The 17,096-nt window shown below is 63.2% G+C and carries 16 protein-coding genes; 6 read left to right on the forward strand and 10 right to left on the reverse strand.

Annotated features, from left to right (window positions below):
- Positions 1-48: 48 nt before the first annotated feature.
- Entirely contained in the window at positions 49-249 is a 201-nt protein-coding gene (locus LMTR13_RS30670) for a hypothetical protein (RefSeq protein WP_065731028.1), read from the reverse strand.
- A 224-nt stretch (positions 250-473) separates the two neighbouring features.
- Between LMTR13_RS30670 and LMTR13_RS30675 the strand changes: the two genes are divergently transcribed.
- On the forward strand, positions 474-770 hold the full coding sequence (locus tag LMTR13_RS30675) for a hypothetical protein (protein ID WP_156795862.1): 297 nt from the start codon (positions 474-476) through the stop codon (positions 768-770).
- A gap of 19 nt (positions 771-789) precedes the next feature.
- Here LMTR13_RS30675 and LMTR13_RS30680 read toward each other — a convergent pair whose 3' ends face one another.
- Positions 790-1,572, reverse strand: coding sequence for a 2-keto-4-pentenoate hydratase (locus LMTR13_RS30680; RefSeq protein ID WP_065731030.1), 783 nt, complete (start codon positions 1,570-1,572; stop codon positions 790-792).
- A gap of 3 nt (positions 1,573-1,575) precedes the next feature.
- Positions 1,576-3,327, reverse strand: a complete 1,752-nt coding sequence (locus LMTR13_RS30685; protein ID WP_156795863.1) for an acyl-CoA dehydrogenase family protein — start codon at positions 3,325-3,327, stop codon at positions 1,576-1,578.
- 208 nt (positions 3,328-3,535) lie between these two features.
- On the opposite strand from LMTR13_RS30685, the gene LMTR13_RS30690 reads away from it, so the two are divergent.
- Both LMTR13_RS30690 and LMTR13_RS30695 read left to right on the forward strand, forming a co-directional pair.
- A complete protein-coding gene (locus LMTR13_RS30690) occupies positions 3,536-4,441 on the forward strand; it encodes a LysR substrate-binding domain-containing protein (RefSeq protein WP_236843512.1) in 906 nt (301 codons plus the stop codon).
- Between the two features lie 120 nt (positions 4,442-4,561).
- Positions 4,562-5,014, forward strand: a complete 453-nt coding sequence (locus LMTR13_RS30695; protein WP_065731033.1) for a VOC family protein — start codon at positions 4,562-4,564, stop codon at positions 5,012-5,014.
- A 35-nt stretch (positions 5,015-5,049) separates the two neighbouring features.
- On the opposite strand, the gene LMTR13_RS30700 is transcribed toward LMTR13_RS30695, so the two are convergent.
- Positions 5,050-5,496, reverse strand: a complete 447-nt coding sequence (locus LMTR13_RS30700; protein WP_156795864.1) for a hypothetical protein — start codon at positions 5,494-5,496, stop codon at positions 5,050-5,052.
- A 178-nt stretch (positions 5,497-5,674) separates the two neighbouring features.
- Between LMTR13_RS30700 and LMTR13_RS30705 the strand changes: the two genes are divergently transcribed.
- Positions 5,675-6,484: a 4'-phosphopantetheinyl transferase family protein gene (locus LMTR13_RS30705; RefSeq protein ID WP_236843513.1), complete on the forward strand. Its 810-nt coding sequence runs from the start codon at positions 5,675-5,677 to the stop codon at positions 6,482-6,484.
- A gap of 4 nt (positions 6,485-6,488) precedes the next feature.
- On the opposite strand, the gene LMTR13_RS30710 is transcribed toward LMTR13_RS30705, so the two are convergent.
- From LMTR13_RS30710 to LMTR13_RS30720, 3 genes are all read right to left on the reverse strand, one after another.
- Positions 6,489-7,787, reverse strand: coding sequence for a lysine N(6)-hydroxylase/L-ornithine N(5)-oxygenase family protein (locus LMTR13_RS30710; protein WP_065731036.1), 1,299 nt, complete (start codon positions 7,785-7,787; stop codon positions 6,489-6,491).
- 21 nt (positions 7,788-7,808) lie between these two features.
- A complete protein-coding gene (locus tag LMTR13_RS30715) occupies positions 7,809-8,804 on the reverse strand; it encodes a GNAT family N-acetyltransferase (RefSeq protein ID WP_335622053.1) in 996 nt (331 codons plus the stop codon).
- 287 nt (positions 8,805-9,091) lie between these two features.
- Complete coding sequence (locus tag LMTR13_RS30720; RefSeq protein WP_083219289.1) at positions 9,092-10,795, reverse strand: cyclic peptide export ABC transporter; 1,704 nt, start codon at positions 10,793-10,795, stop codon at positions 9,092-9,094.
- A gap of 316 nt (positions 10,796-11,111) precedes the next feature.
- Here LMTR13_RS30720 and LMTR13_RS30725 point away from each other — a divergent pair, with 316 nt between their 5' ends.
- On the forward strand, positions 11,112-12,173 hold the full coding sequence (locus tag LMTR13_RS30725) for a siderophore-interacting protein (protein WP_197520944.1): 1,062 nt from the start codon (positions 11,112-11,114) through the stop codon (positions 12,171-12,173).
- Between the two features lie 70 nt (positions 12,174-12,243).
- Positions 12,244-13,068: an ATP-binding cassette domain-containing protein gene (locus LMTR13_RS30730; protein WP_065731038.1), complete on the forward strand. Its 825-nt coding sequence runs from the start codon at positions 12,244-12,246 to the stop codon at positions 13,066-13,068.
- A 27-nt stretch (positions 13,069-13,095) separates the two neighbouring features.
- Here the strand turns inward: LMTR13_RS30730 and fhuB are convergent, their stop codons facing one another.
- The 3 genes from fhuB to LMTR13_RS30745 form a co-directional block, all read right to left on the reverse strand.
- Positions 13,096-15,102, reverse strand: coding sequence for a Fe(3+)-hydroxamate ABC transporter permease FhuB (gene fhuB, locus LMTR13_RS30735; RefSeq protein WP_197520945.1), 2,007 nt, complete (start codon positions 15,100-15,102; stop codon positions 13,096-13,098).
- Entirely contained in the window at positions 15,089-16,024 is a 936-nt protein-coding gene (locus tag LMTR13_RS30740) for an ABC transporter substrate-binding protein (RefSeq protein WP_065731039.1), read from the reverse strand. The genes fhuB and LMTR13_RS30740 overlap by 14 nt, the downstream gene beginning before the upstream one ends.
- 61 nt (positions 16,025-16,085) lie before the next feature.
- The gene (locus tag LMTR13_RS30745; protein ID WP_065731040.1) at positions 16,086-17,090 is read right to left on the reverse strand and encodes an alpha/beta hydrolase; all 1,005 of its coding nucleotides are present in this window, start codon (positions 17,088-17,090) and stop codon (positions 16,086-16,088) included.
- Positions 17,091-17,096 lie beyond the last annotated feature (6 nt).

Raw genomic sequence — 17,096 nt, forward strand, 5'->3', positions numbered from 1 at the left:
GCCGAAGCGGAACGCCGCGCCTCTTACGCTCTTTCGATGGAAGCAGATCTATTCGGGCCGGCCCGCCGGGACGTAGGAGCCGGCCGGGACCGGCGCGCTTCGCCGCCGTTCGGCGAGCGCCGCCAGGCGATCGTATTCTTCCGCGACCTTGAGCAGGCGCCCCTGGTCCTTGACGGCCATCGCGGCCAATGCCCTTGTTCGTTCCGCGCGCTTGCGCCAGTGATCCGCATTGGTCAGGAAATCCGTCATCGCTCGCCCCTAAGGTGGTTCGCTCCCCAGCCCACCCTGACGCCAGAAAGGACGGCGATACGTCAAAAATTTGGCCTAATCCGATCTGCCGTGTGACTCGAAGGACGCGTGACTTATTTGACGAGCCTTTTCGCCGTTGCCTTTCCGACGCAAATTTGCCCCGGACTCAATGGAAAGCTGGTCGCTGAAAGGCGACTGTGCCACCTTGTGATCAGGAAATTGTCATGAGTACCGAACACTCATCACGTGACAGATTTCGGGACGCCGGACATCGCGACAACGTCGTGCCGCTGCGTCAAGACAAGTACGAGCTTCAAGCGCGCGACACGCCGCTTCGAGGCGACGCCCTCCTTGCCGCGCTATCGCCCCTGCTCGACGAAGCCGACGGACTTCGCAGAGATGGTACGCGGCAGCAGGAAAGCGGAAATCTCCGCCTGCTGCTCGAGGAGAATGTCCGGCTGCGAAAGCTCGCGGTCAGGCTGTCGAATCTTCTTGGCGACCTTCCCGAACAGGGCAAGTGAGATCGGCCTTCGCCGCTCATCACGCATACGTCGCTGTCACGCTTCCGAACGGGCCGAAATCCGCGACATAGGTCTCGCCGGGCTTCGGCCGCAACATGCCCGTGAGCGTCCCCGTGCTGACGGTCTGTCCTGCCTTCATGCCGATGCCGGTGCGCGAGAGTTCGTTGGCGAGCCAGGTGAGCGGCACCAGCGGATGGTCGAGCGCTTCGCCGGCCGTGCCCTTCCGGCGCAGCGTCCCGTTGCAGGTCAACAACACTTCCTGTCCGGCGATATCGCGCGTTTTCCAATCCGGGATCGCGGCACCGCAGACGACGATACCGCTGCCCGCGCCATCGGCGAGGATCGCGGGCAGCGGCGGAAACGCGGCGTCATGGACGAAGCGGCATTCGGCCAGCTCGATTCCCGTATGCAGCGACACTACCGCCTCGGTGACCTCGGCCAGTGTGTAGGGCTTTTCGCGCGGCGGCAGATCGACGTCCAAGCGCGCCTGATACTCGACTTCGGGAATCGGGCTGCAGAGTTTGGCGTGCTCGACACTGACCGGCGATTCCACGATGGGTGCGAACACCCGGCCATAGATCGGCGAGTCCGTGCGAAGCTGCCGCTGCAGCCCCTCCTTCATGGCGGCGATCTTCCAGCCGACGACCTCCCAGCCCAGCTCTTCCGCGACCATGCCGGCGACGCGATAGGCTGTCGCCTTGTCAGGCGGCACCAGCCGTTGATCGAGGCCGCTTTGCGTGCGTCGTTCACGGCGCAGCGTCGCGAGCAGGCGGGCGAGTTCGCGTTGGTGAGCGATGTCCATGACTTACCCCTGCACCAGCGCCGCAGCCTCGCGCATCGAGACCGGCGCATCGCCGAGCAGGAGATCGATCGCTGCGTTCTCCCAATGTTGCGCCTGCAGATTGGAGGACGGATGTTCGGCCAAGCGATGCTCGAGCACGAAGCGCGAGAGCAGCAGACGCCGTGCGTCGCCGCCTACATTGCCGAGACGTGTGCCTTCGGACGCCAACAGCGCAGCCGTTGTCGCATGATAGAGTTTTCCGGCGGCGATCCTGCAAAAGCGCTCGTTCTGCGGATCCGCCGCAACCTCTTCCGCAAACCGTATCGCGTCCGTCAACGCGCCGGAAAGGCGCGTTCGGAACTGCCCCGGCATGCCGCTTACGTCCTCCAACCGGCGGCCGAGATCGTCGTGCAACGCTTCATGGCCGCGCGCCTTTCCGACCGCGCGCTGAACCGCATCCAGCGCATTGATGTTGCTGGTGCCTTCCCACAGCAAGCCGAGATGGGCATCGCGAACCAGCCGCGCGTTCGGCCAGTCCTCGATGTAGCCATTGCCGCCGCGGGCCTCCATCGCGCCCGTGGCGACTGAGACGTTGTCCCGGCACGCCCGGTATTTTGCGATCGGCGTCAGCAGCCGCAGCACCTTGTCGGACGCGGTTGCCGAGTACAGCAGCGCCGACAGCGCCTGCTCGGTCGGGACCATGAGCTTGAGCAATTGCCGGCGCATCAGCGGATGGTCGATCACCGCGCGTCCGAACGCGTTGCGATGCCGCGCGGCGATCATCGCCTCATTGAGACATCGCCGCATCATGCCGGCCGCGCGCGCAAGGTGCGACACCCGGCTCGAATTCACCATCACCAGCATGTGCTTGAGGCCCTGAGCCAGCTCGCCGAGCTGGTAGGCTGTGGCGCCCTCGAACACGATCTCGCCGCTTGCCATGGTGCGGCTGCCGAGCTTGTCCTTCAGGCGCAGGATCCGGTACGCATTCCGCCGCCCATCGGGCAACACTTTTGGCATCAAGAACAGGCCGAGACCGCGGCCGCCGGCTACCGCGCCTTCGGGCCGGGCGAGCAGCACTGCAAGTTCGGCGTCGACGTTGGAGCAGAACCATTTTTCGCCCCATAACTTCCAGTCCTTGCCGTCCCTGACAGCGACGAGTTCGCCGGCGCCCACATCGGAGCCGCCGGTTTTCTCCGTCATGAATTGCGCGCACTTCATGAGCGTGGCGGGATCCTGGCTCCACATGCGCTCGAGATAGCGCTGGCGCAGCTCATCGGTGCCGAAACGGCGCACCAGCTCCGAGGAACTGTCAGTGAGGTTGACCGGGCAAAGCAGGCCGAACTCGGCTTGCGCAAACAGATAGTGAAAGACGTATTTTGCGATCGGTGGCATCGGCGACGGCCAACCCAGCACGCCGGCGCGATTGCACATCGCGTGCATGCCGAATTTGCCGAACGCGATGCTTTCCATCTCGCGATAGGCGGGGTGATATTCGACCCACTCCTCATCGCGGCCATAGCCGTCGCGCGGATGCAGCACCGGCTGATGACGCTCGGCCTGGTCTGATAAATCGTGCAGCCGGCCTCCCGCGAGCTCGCCGAGTTCCGAAAGGTGCGGCGCGAGATGCGCCAGCAGCGGTGCCTTCATGTAATGGGGCAACAGGTCGCGCAGGCTTTGGTCGAGCGAATAATAGTTCAGCCCGCGACAGGTGGGTGCCAACGCTTTGGAGCGCCGGGCCGCCGCCTCGCGGCCGGTCAGATCGACATGGACGGTCATGGGCATCTCCCTCGGCTCTGCCTGCCGGAGCCGAAGTGAGGCCCCGGGGGTAAATACCGGCGTATGACCCGGGGAGTGCCCGTGCAAACGACTTCTTGGGTCGGGGGCTTGAGCCAGACTCAACGCTCGGCGATCCCCGGTTTTCTGGCCGATCCTTTTCCACTAAGCTCCCGCGATGGCATCACGACGACTTCCTCCCTTGCATGCGGTGCGGGCGTTCGAGGCCGCCGCACGGCACCTGTCGATCACCCGGGCGGCCGACGAGCTGAACGTGACGGTCGGCGCCGTCAGCCGGCACGTCCGCGCTCTGGAAGCGCGAATGGGGACTGCCCTCTTCCTGCGCGGCTCGCGCGGCCTGGTCCTGACCTCCGCCGGCAAGACGTTTGCCGACTCCGCCCGCGAGGCACTGGACCGGATCGCAGACGCAGCCGACGGGCTGCGGTTGCGGCGCTTCCGGCGGCTTTCGGTCGGGGTCTATGGCTTCTTCGTCTCGCGTTTTCTGCTGCCGATCTGGCCCACGCTCAATGCGGCCTATCCCGATCTGGAAGTCGACCTGCACACCAGCTCCAATCCGCTAGACCTGCTCGCCAGCCGTTACGACGCGGTGATCGCCGTCTCGGACGGGCAGCCGCGCGCCGGGCTCGTCACCCATTCCCTGATGCCGATCGCGACCGTGCCGGTCTGCGCGCCACAGTTCATGAAGCGCGGCGCCGTGGATTTCGGAAACGTTCCTCTCCTGCATGCGCGGCCTCGCCCGGACGATTGGCGCCGTTGGCTCGATCACGCGCAATTCGCCGATGTGCCCGTGCAGGGCGGCAGTAGCTTCGAAAGCCTCGGCCTGACTATTGAAGCCGCCGCCGCCGGCATGGGCGTCGCCATCGCCATCGACGGTCTTCTCGCGCCCGACCTCGCACGCGGCAATCTCGTCAAGGCGCATCCGACCGTCCGCCCGACGCGCCGGCAGTTCGTGCTCGAATACGAGCAGCGGATGGCTGACGATCCCGCGCTGACCGCTTTCGTCGCCTGGCTGAACGACGCGCGCGGCCAGCAAGTGCCTAAGAAGCCCGCCGCGAAAAAGACAGCTACGAAGGCAGGCGCGGAATACGCGCGTTGAGTTTCACGGTTGAGTTTCAGTCAAGGCGCGTTCAAAAAAGCTCGTTTGCCAGCCCGGCACTGCTCTGACACAGACGTTCCGACGTTCAAGGCGCAGCCCTTCGCGCCGAAAGGAGCAGGCATGACAACGCCCCAGGACGACTGGCGGTATCCCTACGGTACCCGGCAGCGCTATCATCTGCAGCACATCCATCTCTTCGCGTCCGATATCGACGCGACGATCGACTTCTATCGAACATGGTTCGATGCCGAGGTGAAGTGGGACGGCGACGTTGCCGGCGCGCGCAACGTCTTCGTGAAGGTTGGCATCGGTGCGCTGCATCTCTACGACCAGCAGCCGCGAGGCGACGGCAAGAACGCCGTCCATCATCTGGGAATGCAGGTCGTCGGCATCGAGGAGCTATACGAGCGGATGAAAGCCGCAGGCCTGCACATTCCAAATCCGATCCGCAAACTCGGCGGCGGAGGCGGCTATTTCATGCTCGGCGCTCCCGATGGAGTCGTGATCGAAATATTCGAGCCGGGCGTGCTTCGCGAACCCGTGGTTCGCGAATATTACGGCTTTGGCAGGTGAGAAGTAGACCGCAGCGAACGCGCGGCACCCTCGCATCAAATATCCTGGCTCACCGCGATCCGCTGTTCCGGCCGCCGGATATCTTCACGCTCACCATATGAACCGGGCTCGCGCAGGATCTTGTCTCTGTCCTCGGACGAGATGACCGGTCTGGGCGCGGACCGGCTGACCTTTTTCTCGAGCAGAGCCTGCCGAAAGCCAAATCGGCAGATCACACTATCCACACTCTCTTCGTTGCGCCGAAGGCGGTAGCCATGAAATTTCATCCACTTCTCGATCCGTTGCAAACTCAGGCGTCCCAGGCCCGGCTGCCCAAGGAGTTCGTCCCTGGTATGGAGCGACGCAATCTCGAGAAGATAGTTGATGCGCGTGGATAGCTCCTTGCTGACGAGTCCCGCGTGCTGACTGCGAACCAGTATGGTTGCTATTCGCTCCGGCAGATAGCTATCGATATGCTGCTCAGGGGGGACGGATTTTATCATGACCAGTTCCACGTTGAGTATTTGCAGATGCGATTGAGAATGAATCTATCAGCACCGCAAGCGCGCGTGATCTCGGCGTACATCAGTTAGATGGATTCTAAGTCAGATCATCTCGATGCGGGCTCCTGTACACCCGGGGATTGCAGACGGTTGCGCATTGGTCGATAAGCCCGTGGACATGACCAACTCCCTGAAGGCTGCACAAGAACCGTTTGCCACATCGCTTTCGATGGCGCGTGCAAGCGCCTCCCTTGCGTGGTCGATCGCCGTGAGATGTACGGCGCCCCAGGATCAATTGCGGGTGCGATGCTTGGGCGATGCTGATATCGCGAGGCCGATCGGGCAGTTGGAACAGGGAGAGATCCTTCTCTGGCTGGCAGCGGTATCTCCATCGCGGGACGTCGCTGCCGGCGAGCCCGGCACGCTGAGCATCGAGCGAGCTGCGAAGGTGCTCGATGCCGGTGAGATCGATCGCATGGGACGCTTCCTGCACGTCGAAGATCGAATGAGCTATCTGGCTGCGCATGCGGGCGTTCGCCTCATGCTTGGCCGGCTTGTCGGTCAACGGGCCGAAGCCCTGCGGTTTCAACCATCGGAGCATGGCAAGCCCATGCTCGTTGCTGCTCCAGTGGAGATCGACTTCAGCCTGAGCCACGCGCGGGGCGCTGTGGCCGTTGCAGCGGCCGGCATGCCGATCGGCGTCGATATCGAATCGCTGCGGGAGATCGCCGATATGGATTCGGTCTGCGAAATCGTCCTGGCGGCGGAAGAGCGGGAGGTGCTACGGAACGCTCCCGCAGCACTTCGGTCCCGGCTCTTTCTTCGCTACTGGACCCTCAAGGAAGCCTTGCTCAAAGCTGCCGCACTCGGGTTCACGATAGCTCCGAACACTGTGATCATCGACGCAGGCCCGTCACCAGCGGTGCTTTCGGTGCCGGCCGCGCTCGGCTCCGCCGCACACTGGCGACTCATTGCCCCTGCTATCTGATGGGTTACGCGATGAGCTCGCGGCGCGAAATCGTCGAAAGCAGCGATTCGGCGATTTCCTGCGAGCGCGTGGCAAGAACGGAGAGCAGCGTGTCGCTCAGGCCGTGAGAGGCCTCCGAATATCCCTGAAGATGGATCTGCGGCCGAAATGCCGGGGCGGTGACGAGCTTGTAGTAACGGTCCAGCACAGTGTCGCGAATGTAGCGCTGGATCGGCTCCAGAAACGCGTGCGGTGTCTCCCTGTCATAACCCGTTGCCAGAATGACGGCATCGTAAGTGGATCGGCGCCTTTCACTGCCGAACTTGTCGACCGTGCCAATCTCGATGCCTCCAGGTGCGGCATCTATACTCGTTATCTCGCTGCGCGGGTGTAACGCGATCCCCGTCGTGCCGCTGACGCGCTGCTGGTAGAGCAATCGGTATAACTGGTCGAGGAGATCGGAATCGACCACCGCATAGTTCGTGTTCCGGAAGTTGCGAACGATCGCGTCCCGCCGCTCGGCGGGCTGCGCATAGATGAAGTCGGTGTAATCAGGATTGAAAATCTCGTTGACGAACGGGCTACTGTCGGACGGCTTCAAGGCATAACCGCGGAAGATCAGATCAATGTTTGCATCCGGAAACCGGCTGCGAAGGTCGACCGTCACCTCGGTCGCGCTCTGCCCTCCCCCGACCACGGCCACGCGCGCAGCCCTTCCACCGAGGCCGATGTCCTCGACCGTGTCGAGATAGCGGCTGGAATGCAGCAATCTGGGATCATCGGCGACCTTCGCAAACACTTGCGGGATATACGGTCGCCCTCCCACCGCGACCACCAGGTTCCTTGCAAGCCGCACCGTTTCCCCGCCGGCGAGCGTCCGTGAATGAACGCGCAAGGAGGTCACCGATTGCCCGGCAGTCACCGGTTCGATCGCGACGATAGTTTCGCCGTAGGCCGCCTGAGACCTGAACTGGGCTGCTACCCAACGCAGATAGTCGTTGAATTCGATCCGGCTCGGATAGAACGTTCGGCAGTTGATGAAATCCTGCAAACGGCCGCGCTTGTGTAGATAGTTCACGAAGGTGAACGGACTGGTCGGATCACGCAACGAAACCAGATCCTTGAGAAACGAGATCTGCATGTCGCTGCCCGGAAGCAGCATGCCGCCGTGCCAGGTGAATTGCGGCTGCTTCTCCACGAACAGAGCGGCGCATTTCAGACGTGATCTTATGGCGCATTCATTCAATGCGATCGCGAGCGCAAGATTGGAAGGCCCGAATCCGACGCCGATGACGTCGTGTTCGATCGCAAGCGGGTGAGACATAAGCTGCGCTCCGTTCGGACGTCAGGATGCGGTCGCCGGACCGGCAGCGGGCAGCCACAGCCGGTCGCCAAAAAAGCGTTCGCGCAGCAGCATCACGAGGGTGGCGCGCTTGTGCGGAAAATCGAAGTTCTTGATCTTCGCAAAACCCGAGACGTCCAGATTGCGGAGTTGTTGCGAATGCGCCGCCGCCGGCTCGCCGACGATGCGCTGCGTCCGGCAATCGTCCAGGAACACGTAGTGCATCAGCGAAGGCAGCCAGGCGCTGATATGGCGGCGCCCGCGATAGGCATCTTCACCGACGACGACATGCCATCCGCGATCGTAATCGTCGGCATCGTAGAACGGCGCGATGCGATTCTCCTTGGCCCAGTAGAGCTCGAAATAGCCAAACGGCTCGTCGTCGAAGCAGCCGATGAGCGGCAGCATATGCGGGTCCGCCAGAATGCCGGAGAGATAGCGCCGATGCTTTTCGAGATCGCCGGCTTCGTTCCAGAACGCGTCGACGCGGGGATCGTTCATCCACCGGTGCAGCAGGTGCAGGTCATCGTCCAAACTGGCGACGCGAAAGGAGATCACTTCGGCGAGCCAGGGTATGAAGCGGGCGTACACCTTTCCCACGGGCTTGGGCGGGCGTCGCGGATGGCGCTTGCCGTCCGTCATGACGTGGAGTTGCGGCAATGGCGACCGCTCGGCATTCACCAGCCAACTATTGCGCCGCTGCATGATCAGTTCCGGAAGCAGCACGAGGTCCGTCCCCGCCATCAGGGCGAGACCCTGATTCATCAGCTCGCTCGCAAGCTCCGCGCTAGGTGAATTCAGGACAAGCCGATCAAGGTTCGGCCGCCATCCAAACATCGCTTCAGCCGCCGCCGAAACCGCCGCTATCGCCAGCTTCGGATCGTCGGGAACGGTCAATATTTTCAGATGATCCAGCCGTTCATCGAGACGCAGGCGCATTACCGTCGTGATGCCCACGGCAATCCGGAGGTCCCCGCCGCCGTCTTGAACGGCGGTCATGGAAAAGTCCGGCCCAATCGGGAATGCGCGAGGCCCTGTCGCCGAGCTCGAAGCTTTGTTCATCCGGCCCTCGCATCGCAACTGTTGTTGCTTGAAACAGCACGCGATCTTCACGCGCCTCGCGGATGTAAATCACTCGCGTACAGGATGACAAGAAATGCCGGCACACGCAGTTTAGATTTCTTACAAATCCGGCAAAACCGCGTCGCCAAGGCGATCACACGCTTTCGGCGATGTGCATCTCGAAATGAACTTCGACTCAAATTCTTCCGAAGACTAAAATTGCTCTAAAGAGAGACGTCGGTTGGAACCGATGACGATTTGATGACGTCATGGGTCTTCGCTTCGCCTGTGACGATCTTGCCGTGCCGAAGTCGCACGAGATGATCCGCCACGCCGAAATAGCGGTCATCGTGTGAGATCACGATGATCGTCTTGCCCATGCGCTTCAGATCGGGCAGCAGTTCCGTGTAGAAGATGTACCGGAAGGCGGGGTCCTGATCCGCGGCCCACTCGTCGAACACGAGCACCGGCCTCTCCTCGAGCCACGCATTCATCAGCGCCAGCCGCTTGCGTTGACCGGTGGACAGGTCCGTCGTCGTAAACACGCCGTTCTCGACCGAGACCTTGTGCGCGACCTCCAACCGCTGCAGATAGCGCTCGGCGGCATCCGGCACAATTCCCGCTCCCTGCAGAAGATCTTCGAACAGGTAATAGTCGGAAAAGATCGTCGTGAAGAGCTGCCGGTAATCGTCCCGCGTCTCCGTCACGACGGGCAGACCGTCGCGAAGCAGCGTACCGCTCTGGGGTGCGTAGAGGCCCAGCAGCAATTTGATCAGCGTGGTTTTTCCGCTGCCGTTTTCACCGACAATGAAGACGATGTCCCCCTGCCGGACGTGCAGGTCAATCGGCCCAAGAACGAACGGATTGCTGCCGGGCACTGCGCGGAAGCCGTACGACACGCCACGGAGTTCGATCGATTCGATCCTGCCTGATCTATCCGGCGCGGTCGAGCGAGCGGCCAGCAAGCCCTGCTCGGGAGTCGCGAACTGCTCCGAAAGCTCGGCGATGCGCTGCATCGCCACCTGCGCGCGGCCCAATGCCGGCAGGATGCCGATCACCTGATCGATAGGCCCCCGCATATAGAGCAGCACCAGGACGAAGCCGCTGGAGACCGCGGCCGGGCTGTCGGGCCAGAGGAACGGACGCAGGGTCAGCGCCACGCCGATCACGACGAAAAACAACATCGTGCCGAGCGCCCGCGCCGTCACAAACAGATTGATCGATTTGATCTGCACCGCGCTGATCCGGTCGACGGTACGCTGAAGCTGGTCGACATAGACGCGCTGACGGCGGGTGCGGTTCAGGCGCAGCTCTTTCGCGCCCTCGGCGATCGCGCGGTAGTGCTTCTGCAACTGGTCTTCGGAATCGCGGGCGACGTTGAAGCCTTGAACGCCTCGCGTTCGCGCATATGCATGGGCAAGCGAACCGAGGACGATGACCAATCCCGTAATCAAAAAAAGCGGCCACGACAGCACCGCCAGATAGACCATGCAGCCGAGCGTGATGACGACGGACACGAAGAAGGAGGAGAAGAAGAACGCGAAATCGCTGATGGTATCGACATCATGGGTGAGGACCGGAATCAGCCGATGCGTCCGGTAGATTTCGAGCTGGTCGATCGGGGCCGCCAGGATCTTGGCAGCGAGCGACTTGCGCAGCTCGGCGATGATGCGCTGTCCAACATAATTGGCGCTGATATCGGCACCGATTGAGCCGATGAGGATCAGGAGACACAGGCCGGCAAACGCGAACAGCAACGTTGCGACGTCATCTTGCGACGCGTAGAGCCCGCGGTTGACGACCGCGAGCAACCCGGCAACGCTGGCGCCACCGACGACGCCGAGAACGGTGCCGCCCAGCACGATCGGCCAGTAGGGCCGCAGGAGGTGAAGGATCTGCGCCGTCAGGCCGCTTCTTGGATTCATCATGAGTGCCGCGCGCTGGAGTAGAGCTGAAGCGAACCTACACGGCTCGTCGTAATACGAACAGCCTTGCGGGAGTGATGCGAATACATGATGGCAGCATCGCTCTTCCAGAGCTTATTTTTCGGCCTCTTTCGATTGATTCTAATTTGTGATCGGCAACGCGTTTAATAAAATGCGAGTAGTAGAGCCTTTGCGTCGCAGCCGGCGAGCGAGTAGGACATGGATCCACTAGGGCATGGATCTAGTGTCGGGCTGCGATATCCGGAAAATCGAAGCGTGCGCAGGCCAGCATCGGGCAGGCCCGACTGGAGAAATGACTTTGGATTCGCTTGTTTCCGAAACCCGCATCCCGATTGCTGATGCCGCCGGCCTTGCTGCCCGAATGATCGATCATCTTGCCGAGCATGATATCGCCTTCGAGGACCAGGGTGGCCTCATGGTGGCGAAGCTGCCGTTTGGAACCAGTTCGCTCGCCGTCGAGGCCGAGGCACTCAAGATCCGCGTCGAGGCCAACGACAAGGGCAACCTCGAAATGCTGCGATCGGTCGTAGCATCCCACGTCATCGAGTTTGCTGGCGACGAGCCGTTGACCATCGTCTGGTCCGGCCATGAATCCAGCGGCGGCACGCTGGCCAATTTCCGTGAGGTGCGGCTGAAGGCAGCGATCGACCTGACGCCCCGCATGCGCCGGCTGACGTTCACCGGCGACGACATCGCCCGCTTCGTGAACGACGATGACCTGCACGTCCGTCTGTATTTTCCGCCGGAGGGCCTCGCCAAGCCTGAATGGCCGTGGCCCGCCCCCGACGGGCGCATCCTGTGGCCGGAACCGGATCGCAGACCCGTCACCCGCTACTACACCATCCGACGCATCGATCTGCAGACCCGCGAGATCGACATCGATTTCGTGGTCCACGATCATGCCGGACCGGGCTCGGCTTTCGCTCTCAATGCGCAAACCGGCGCCATTTGCGGCATGGCCGGTCCGCTCGGACGAGGCATTCGTCCGGCGCGCTGGTTGCTGCTGGCGGGCGATGAGACCGCCCTTCCCGCCATTGCACGAATCCTTGAGACATTGCCGGCGATGGCAACCGGTGAAGTCTTCATCGAAGTCGCCGACCGGCTCGAGGAGGTTCCGTTGATCGCGCCGGATGGCGTATCAATCCGCTGGCTCCATCGCGGCGACCGTCCGGCCGGGACAACGCAGCTATTGGTCGATGCCGTCAAGGCCGTGCGATGGCCTGATCATCGCGACGTCTTTGCATGGGTCGCGTGCGAAGCGCAGGCGCTGAAGGCGCTGCGAAACCATCTGCGCGACGAGCGGAAGCTCGCCCGTGAGCAGCATCTTGCGGTCGCATATTGGAGCCTGCGGCAGCCATGACATCCCCACATCTGCAGACCGACGGGAGGGCATTCGCCCCGCATCACATAGTCGCCGCAGGCACTTTCCCATGCACGTAGTTCGGCCAACCGAAATCGTCCAGGCATCGCCCGACGCGACCGCGCCCTTGTTCGAACTGGACCAGGTGGCGTTCGCCGTGGCGGGACGCGCACTGCTCGAACCGCTCACCCTGTCGCTTCCCGCGCGCAGCGTCGTCGGCCTGATCGGGCACAATGGCTCCGGCAAATCGACCTTGCTGAAGTTGCTGGCGCGGCAGCGGCCAAGCTCATCCGGCACGATCCGGTTCGAAGGCCGCGCTTTGCGCGAATGGAGCGATCGGGAATACGCCCGCAAGGTCGCCTATTTGCCGCAGCAGACGCCGCCCGCCGCCGGCATGCTGGTGAAGGAACTGGTGGCGCTGGGGCGCTATCCCTGGCATGGCGCGCTGGGCAGGTTCGGCGACACCGACCGCGACAAGGTGGCGGAAGCCATGGCGCTGACCCACATCGAGCCGTTTGCGGACCGGCTGGTCGATACGCTGTCAGGCGGCGAGCGTCAGCGGGTCTGGATCGCCATGCTGGTTGCGCAGGATGCCGAATGCCTGCTGCTTGATGAGCCGACTTCGGCGCTCGACATTGCCCATCAGATCGAAGTTCTGTCACTGGTGAAGCGACTCGCGCGCGAGCGTAATCTCGGCGTGGTCGTCGTGCTCCATGACGTCAACATGGCGGCGCGCTTCTGCAACGAGATCATCGCGCTGCATTCGGGCAAGCTGATTTCGCGCGGCGTGCCGGACAAGATCATGATGCCGGCCGAACTCGAAACCATCTACGGCATTCCGATGGGGGTGATGCCGTCGCCGGATCACAGCCATCTCATCAGCTTCGCACGGTGAGTTCGTAGACGATTTCGCGCTTCGCCGTCATCCGCGTTGCGGGCGCAACAGCCAGAGAAGATAGGGCCCGGCGAGCATCATCGCGAAAATGCCGGCCGGCATCTGGAACGGGAAGATCACCATTCGCCCTGCCCAATCCGCAAACACCATCAGGATTGCTCCAATCAGCGCGGCCAGCGCGGTCTGATGAAGCGCGCGCTGCGCGCCCATCATCCGCGCCATGTGCGGCGCGATGAAACCGACCAGGCTCAATAGCCCGACCATCAGCGTCGCCGTCGCCGTCAACAATGCGGTCAGCAGCATGATGATGATGCGGCTTCTCGCCATCGATACGCCTATAGAACGCGAGGCCGCCGGGCCGAGCGGCAGGATGTCGAGCCAGCGAGACAGCATCGGCACCATGATCAGCAGAAGCAGCGCCGCGGCGGCGAGGACCCAGGCCTCGGCCGAGCCGATCTGATAGAGCGATCCGGTCAGCAACGACAGCAGCATGCCGATGCGCGGATCGCCGGTCGCCAGTGCCATGGCGATGATGGCGCCGAACGCCGCGCTCATGGCGACACCAGCCAGCAGCACACGCTCCGGACTGAATTCGGACCGCCGGCTGAACAGGAGAACCAGCCCGAGCACGATGAAGGCCCCGATCCCGCCGCCTGCAATCTGCGCCACGCGCGTGTGGGAAGGAAGGAGATAGAGAAGAACGATCACGCCCATCGCGGCACCGTAGCTGATCCCCATCACCTCTGGAGCCGCCATCGGATTTCCGGTCATGCGCTGCAGCAGCGTGCCCGCCACCGCCAGCGTGGCCCCTGCGGCCAACGCCGATACCACGCGCGGCCAGCGCCACGGCAGGAATTCCTGGATGCCGGCGAGACCACTCCAGTTCCAGCCCTCGGCGCCGACCCCGACTGCGAGCGCGATCCAGACCACGAACAACAGCAAGGCCAGACCAAACAGGATCACCCGCCAGGGATGGTCGAGACGTGGTGGAACGGATGGTGTGAGATTTCCGACCGGAGCTGCAGACCGTAGCCGCGGCAACAGCACCAGCAACAAGGGCGCGCCGATCAAGGCCGTGGCTGCGCCGGCCGGCATCTCGCGATAGCCCGGCGGAATCAGCAGCACAAGCTCGTCTGCCAGCCACAGCAGGCCGGCGCCGCAGAGCGGCGCCCAGATCAGCCGATCGCGGAAACGACGCGCGCCTGCAAGCATCGCGAGAGCCGGCCCGGTCAGACCGACAAAGCCCAATACGCCGACCACACTGACCACCGAAGCGCTGAGAGCGATCGCAATGCCAAGCGCGCAGACCCGCGCGCCTGTCAATCCGAGGCCGAGATTGCGCGCGGTCTCGTCGTCGAAGCCGAGCAAGGTCAGCGGGCGGACCATCGCCGCGATCAGCACGAACGAAATCAGAAGCCGCGGCGCCAGGAACGCCGCATTGCTCCAGTCCTGCTGGTTGAGATAGCCCGCGCCCCAGATGAACAGGCCGATCAGGTAGTCATGGTTGAGCAACACCAGGGCCTGGGTCGTCACGGCGCAATAGTAGCCAACGATCAGCCCGGCCAGCACCAGCACGACCGGCGATAGCGCACGTTTCCAGGTGAGGCCGAACACGCACAGGAACGCGGCGAACCCGCCGACCAGCGCAATCCACTCGCGGCCGAACGCAAGCAGCGATGGCGCCCACAACGTCGTCATGGCCAGCGCGAGATAGGCGCCGTTCGAGACACCGAGCGTGGTCGGCTCGGCCAGCGGATTGCGCAGCACCTGCTGACAGACGGCGCCGGCAAGGCCCAATGCTGCGCCGGCCAATAGCGCCACCGCAATTCGCGGAAACACGGTATAATGCACGAGCATCTGCTGCGGATCGTCGATTTCGGGACGCCACAGCACCGGCAACCACGCGTTAACAGGCAGATATCCCGACAGGTGCCGAAAGGTCAGCGCAGAGGCCGCCGCAAACAGCAAGCCGATCAGTATCGCAGGATGCATTTCGATCCCGGATCGGGCGGGCAGCGCGTCAACCTTGCTCATTGTTTTCCTGCGGCAAACGTTCGGCGAGAAGGCGTGCGAAGCGTTCGGCCGCTGGCACGCCGCCATAGAAGAATTGATTTCCCAGCACCGTCAGCCGCCCCGACCTAAGGAACGGCAGGGTCCGCAGCACCGGGCTTGCGTTGAGCAGGGCTTCGATATCGGCAACCCGCGAACTCATCAGAACCAATCGCGCATCCGGAACCGCGGCGAGCACTTCAAGACCAACGCTGGTATGTCCCCAAGGACCGCTCTGCCCGGTCCAGGCATTCTTCAATCCGAACTGACCGAGGACTTCCTGGTAAAGGCTATTCGGGCCGAACACGAGCGCACGGTTGCGCGCGATCTCGCTGACGAGATACAGCGGCTTGCCGCTGCGACCGCGAAGCTGATCGCGGTAGCCGGCCATGGCGGCATCGAAGCGCGCCAGATAGGCCTCGCAAGCGGCCTGCACGCCGAGGCGCTGCGCCAGCTCCATCGTCGAGCTGCGTGCTGTCTCGAGCGGATGTCGGCCGGGCTTGAAAATCGTGAAGACCTCGACCGGCGCAATCAGCTTGAGCCGCGGTATTGCGGCCGTGATGCTGGGATCGACGATGATGATATCGGGCGAAAAACTCTGCAGCAGTTCGAGATTTGGCTCCGAACGCAGGCCGATCTCCTGAACGCTTGACGGGACAGCCGGTTCGACGACGAGCCGGCTGTAACGCTCGATTTCCGGAATGACTAACGGTACGACGCCAAGCGCCAGAATGGTCTGCGCGCAGGCCCAGCCGAGCGCGGCGACGCGCGGGCCGGCCTGCGGCGCGGCGGCTTGAGCAAGCGCGATGGGCCAGCCACCTGCAAGCACCCCGCCGCCGATGCCCGCGCCCACTGTGAGAAGCGCGCGGCGAGACAGCCTGCGATCGGAGAGTAAATTCTTGCTCATGGGGTGCGGCTCGAGAACGGCTTGCGGCGAGGCTGCGAGAGACGGGAGTTATGGCATACCTTCATATGCCCTGTCTTTCCATGCCCGGCCGCGGCCTTTCGCCTGCTGCGCGAAACGCGCTGGCCAGCGCCTGCCCGATCGCCACCCGCGCCTGCAGGGCGTCGGCCACGACATTTCCCATCCGCAGGAACTCGTGGATCATGCCCGGATAGACCTGCAGGTCGACGGGAACGCCGGCAGCGCGGAGCTTTGCTGCGTATTCGCGCCCTTCGTCCACCAGGGGATCACATTCGGCGAGCACAATGAGCGCCGGGGACAGCCCCGAGAGATCTTCCGCGGCCAGCGGCGCAAAGCGCCAATCGTCACGATCGGAATCGTCGCGGAGATATTGCCGGAAGAACCACTCGACGGTGCTGCGCTCCAGGAGATAGCCGGAACCATATTGCTCATAGGAATCGGAGGTTTGCCGGGAGCTCAGACCGGGATAGGCGAGCACCTGAAGCACAGGCTGTGGCAGGATTCTGTTCGCCTTGGCTTCGATGGCAAGCGCCGCGGCGAGCGTCCCGCCGGCGCTGTCGCCGCCGACGGCGACGCGGCCGGCATCTAGCCCTGCAGCAGGCCCGTCGCGGCCGATCCAGGCCAGCGCATCGACTGCATCCTCGAACGCGGTCGGAAACTTGTGCTCCGGCGCAAGCCGATAGCCAACCGACAGCACGGCCGCGCCGCTGTCTTCGGCGAGACCGCGGCACAAAGGCTGATGTGAGTCCGGGCTTCCGACGACAAAGCCGCCGCCGTGCATGTAGAGAATCACCGGCGCCGGATTGCGACGGCCTGGCTCCTGCTTCGCGTACAGCCTCGCCTCGATCATGGCTCCATCGCGCATCGGCAGCGCGAGGTGACGCTCGTAAGCGAGCGCCGGCGGATCGACATCGAGCAGCGGCGATGATGCATCGAAATCGGCCCGCGCCTGTTCGGCCGTCAGTTGCGGAAACGGAATGCGTGCCCCGCTTTCGGTGCCGGCCTGCACCATCTCGAGCAGTGCGGCGATATCGGGATCAAGGCTCATGCGACT

This window comes from Bradyrhizobium icense (genome assembly GCF_001693385.1).
GTDB lineage: Bacteria > Pseudomonadota > Alphaproteobacteria > Rhizobiales > Xanthobacteraceae > Bradyrhizobium > Bradyrhizobium icense.

Coding starts and splice junctions, on each gene's coding strand:
- LMTR13_RS30670 (WP_065731028.1), bottom strand. CDS start 249: ATGACGGATTTCCTGACCAATGCGGATCACTGGCGCAAGCGCGCGGAA.
- LMTR13_RS30675 (WP_156795862.1), top strand. CDS start 474: ATGAGTACCGAACACTCATCACGTGACAGATTTCGGGACGCCGGACAT.
- LMTR13_RS30680 (WP_065731030.1), bottom strand. CDS start 1,572: ATGGACATCGCTCACCAACGCGAACTCGCCCGCCTGCTCGCGACGCTG.
- LMTR13_RS30685 (WP_156795863.1), bottom strand. CDS start 3,327: ATGACCGTCCATGTCGATCTGACCGGCCGCGAGGCGGCGGCCCGGCGC.
- LMTR13_RS30695 (WP_065731033.1), top strand. CDS start 4,562: ATGACAACGCCCCAGGACGACTGGCGGTATCCCTACGGTACCCGGCAG.
- LMTR13_RS30700 (WP_156795864.1), bottom strand. CDS start 5,496: ATGATAAAATCCGTCCCCCCTGAGCAGCATATCGATAGCTATCTGCCG.
- LMTR13_RS30705 (WP_236843513.1), top strand. CDS start 5,675: ATGACCAACTCCCTGAAGGCTGCACAAGAACCGTTTGCCACATCGCTT.
- LMTR13_RS30710 (WP_065731036.1), bottom strand. CDS start 7,787: ATGTCTCACCCGCTTGCGATCGAACACGACGTCATCGGCGTCGGATTC.
- LMTR13_RS30715 (WP_335622053.1), bottom strand. CDS start 8,804: ATGACCGCCGTTCAAGACGGCGGCGGGGACCTCCGGATTGCCGTGGGC.
- LMTR13_RS30720 (WP_083219289.1), bottom strand. CDS start 10,795: ATGATGAATCCAAGAAGCGGCCTGACGGCGCAGATCCTTCACCTCCTG.
- LMTR13_RS30730 (WP_065731038.1), top strand. CDS start 12,244: ATGCACGTAGTTCGGCCAACCGAAATCGTCCAGGCATCGCCCGACGCG.
- fhuB (WP_197520945.1), bottom strand. CDS start 15,102: ATGAGCAAGGTTGACGCGCTGCCCGCCCGATCCGGGATCGAAATGCAT.
- LMTR13_RS30740 (WP_065731039.1), bottom strand. CDS start 16,024: ATGAGCAAGAATTTACTCTCCGATCGCAGGCTGTCTCGCCGCGCGCTT.
- LMTR13_RS30745 (WP_065731040.1), bottom strand. CDS start 17,090: ATGAGCCTTGATCCCGATATCGCCGCACTGCTCGAGATGGTGCAGGCC.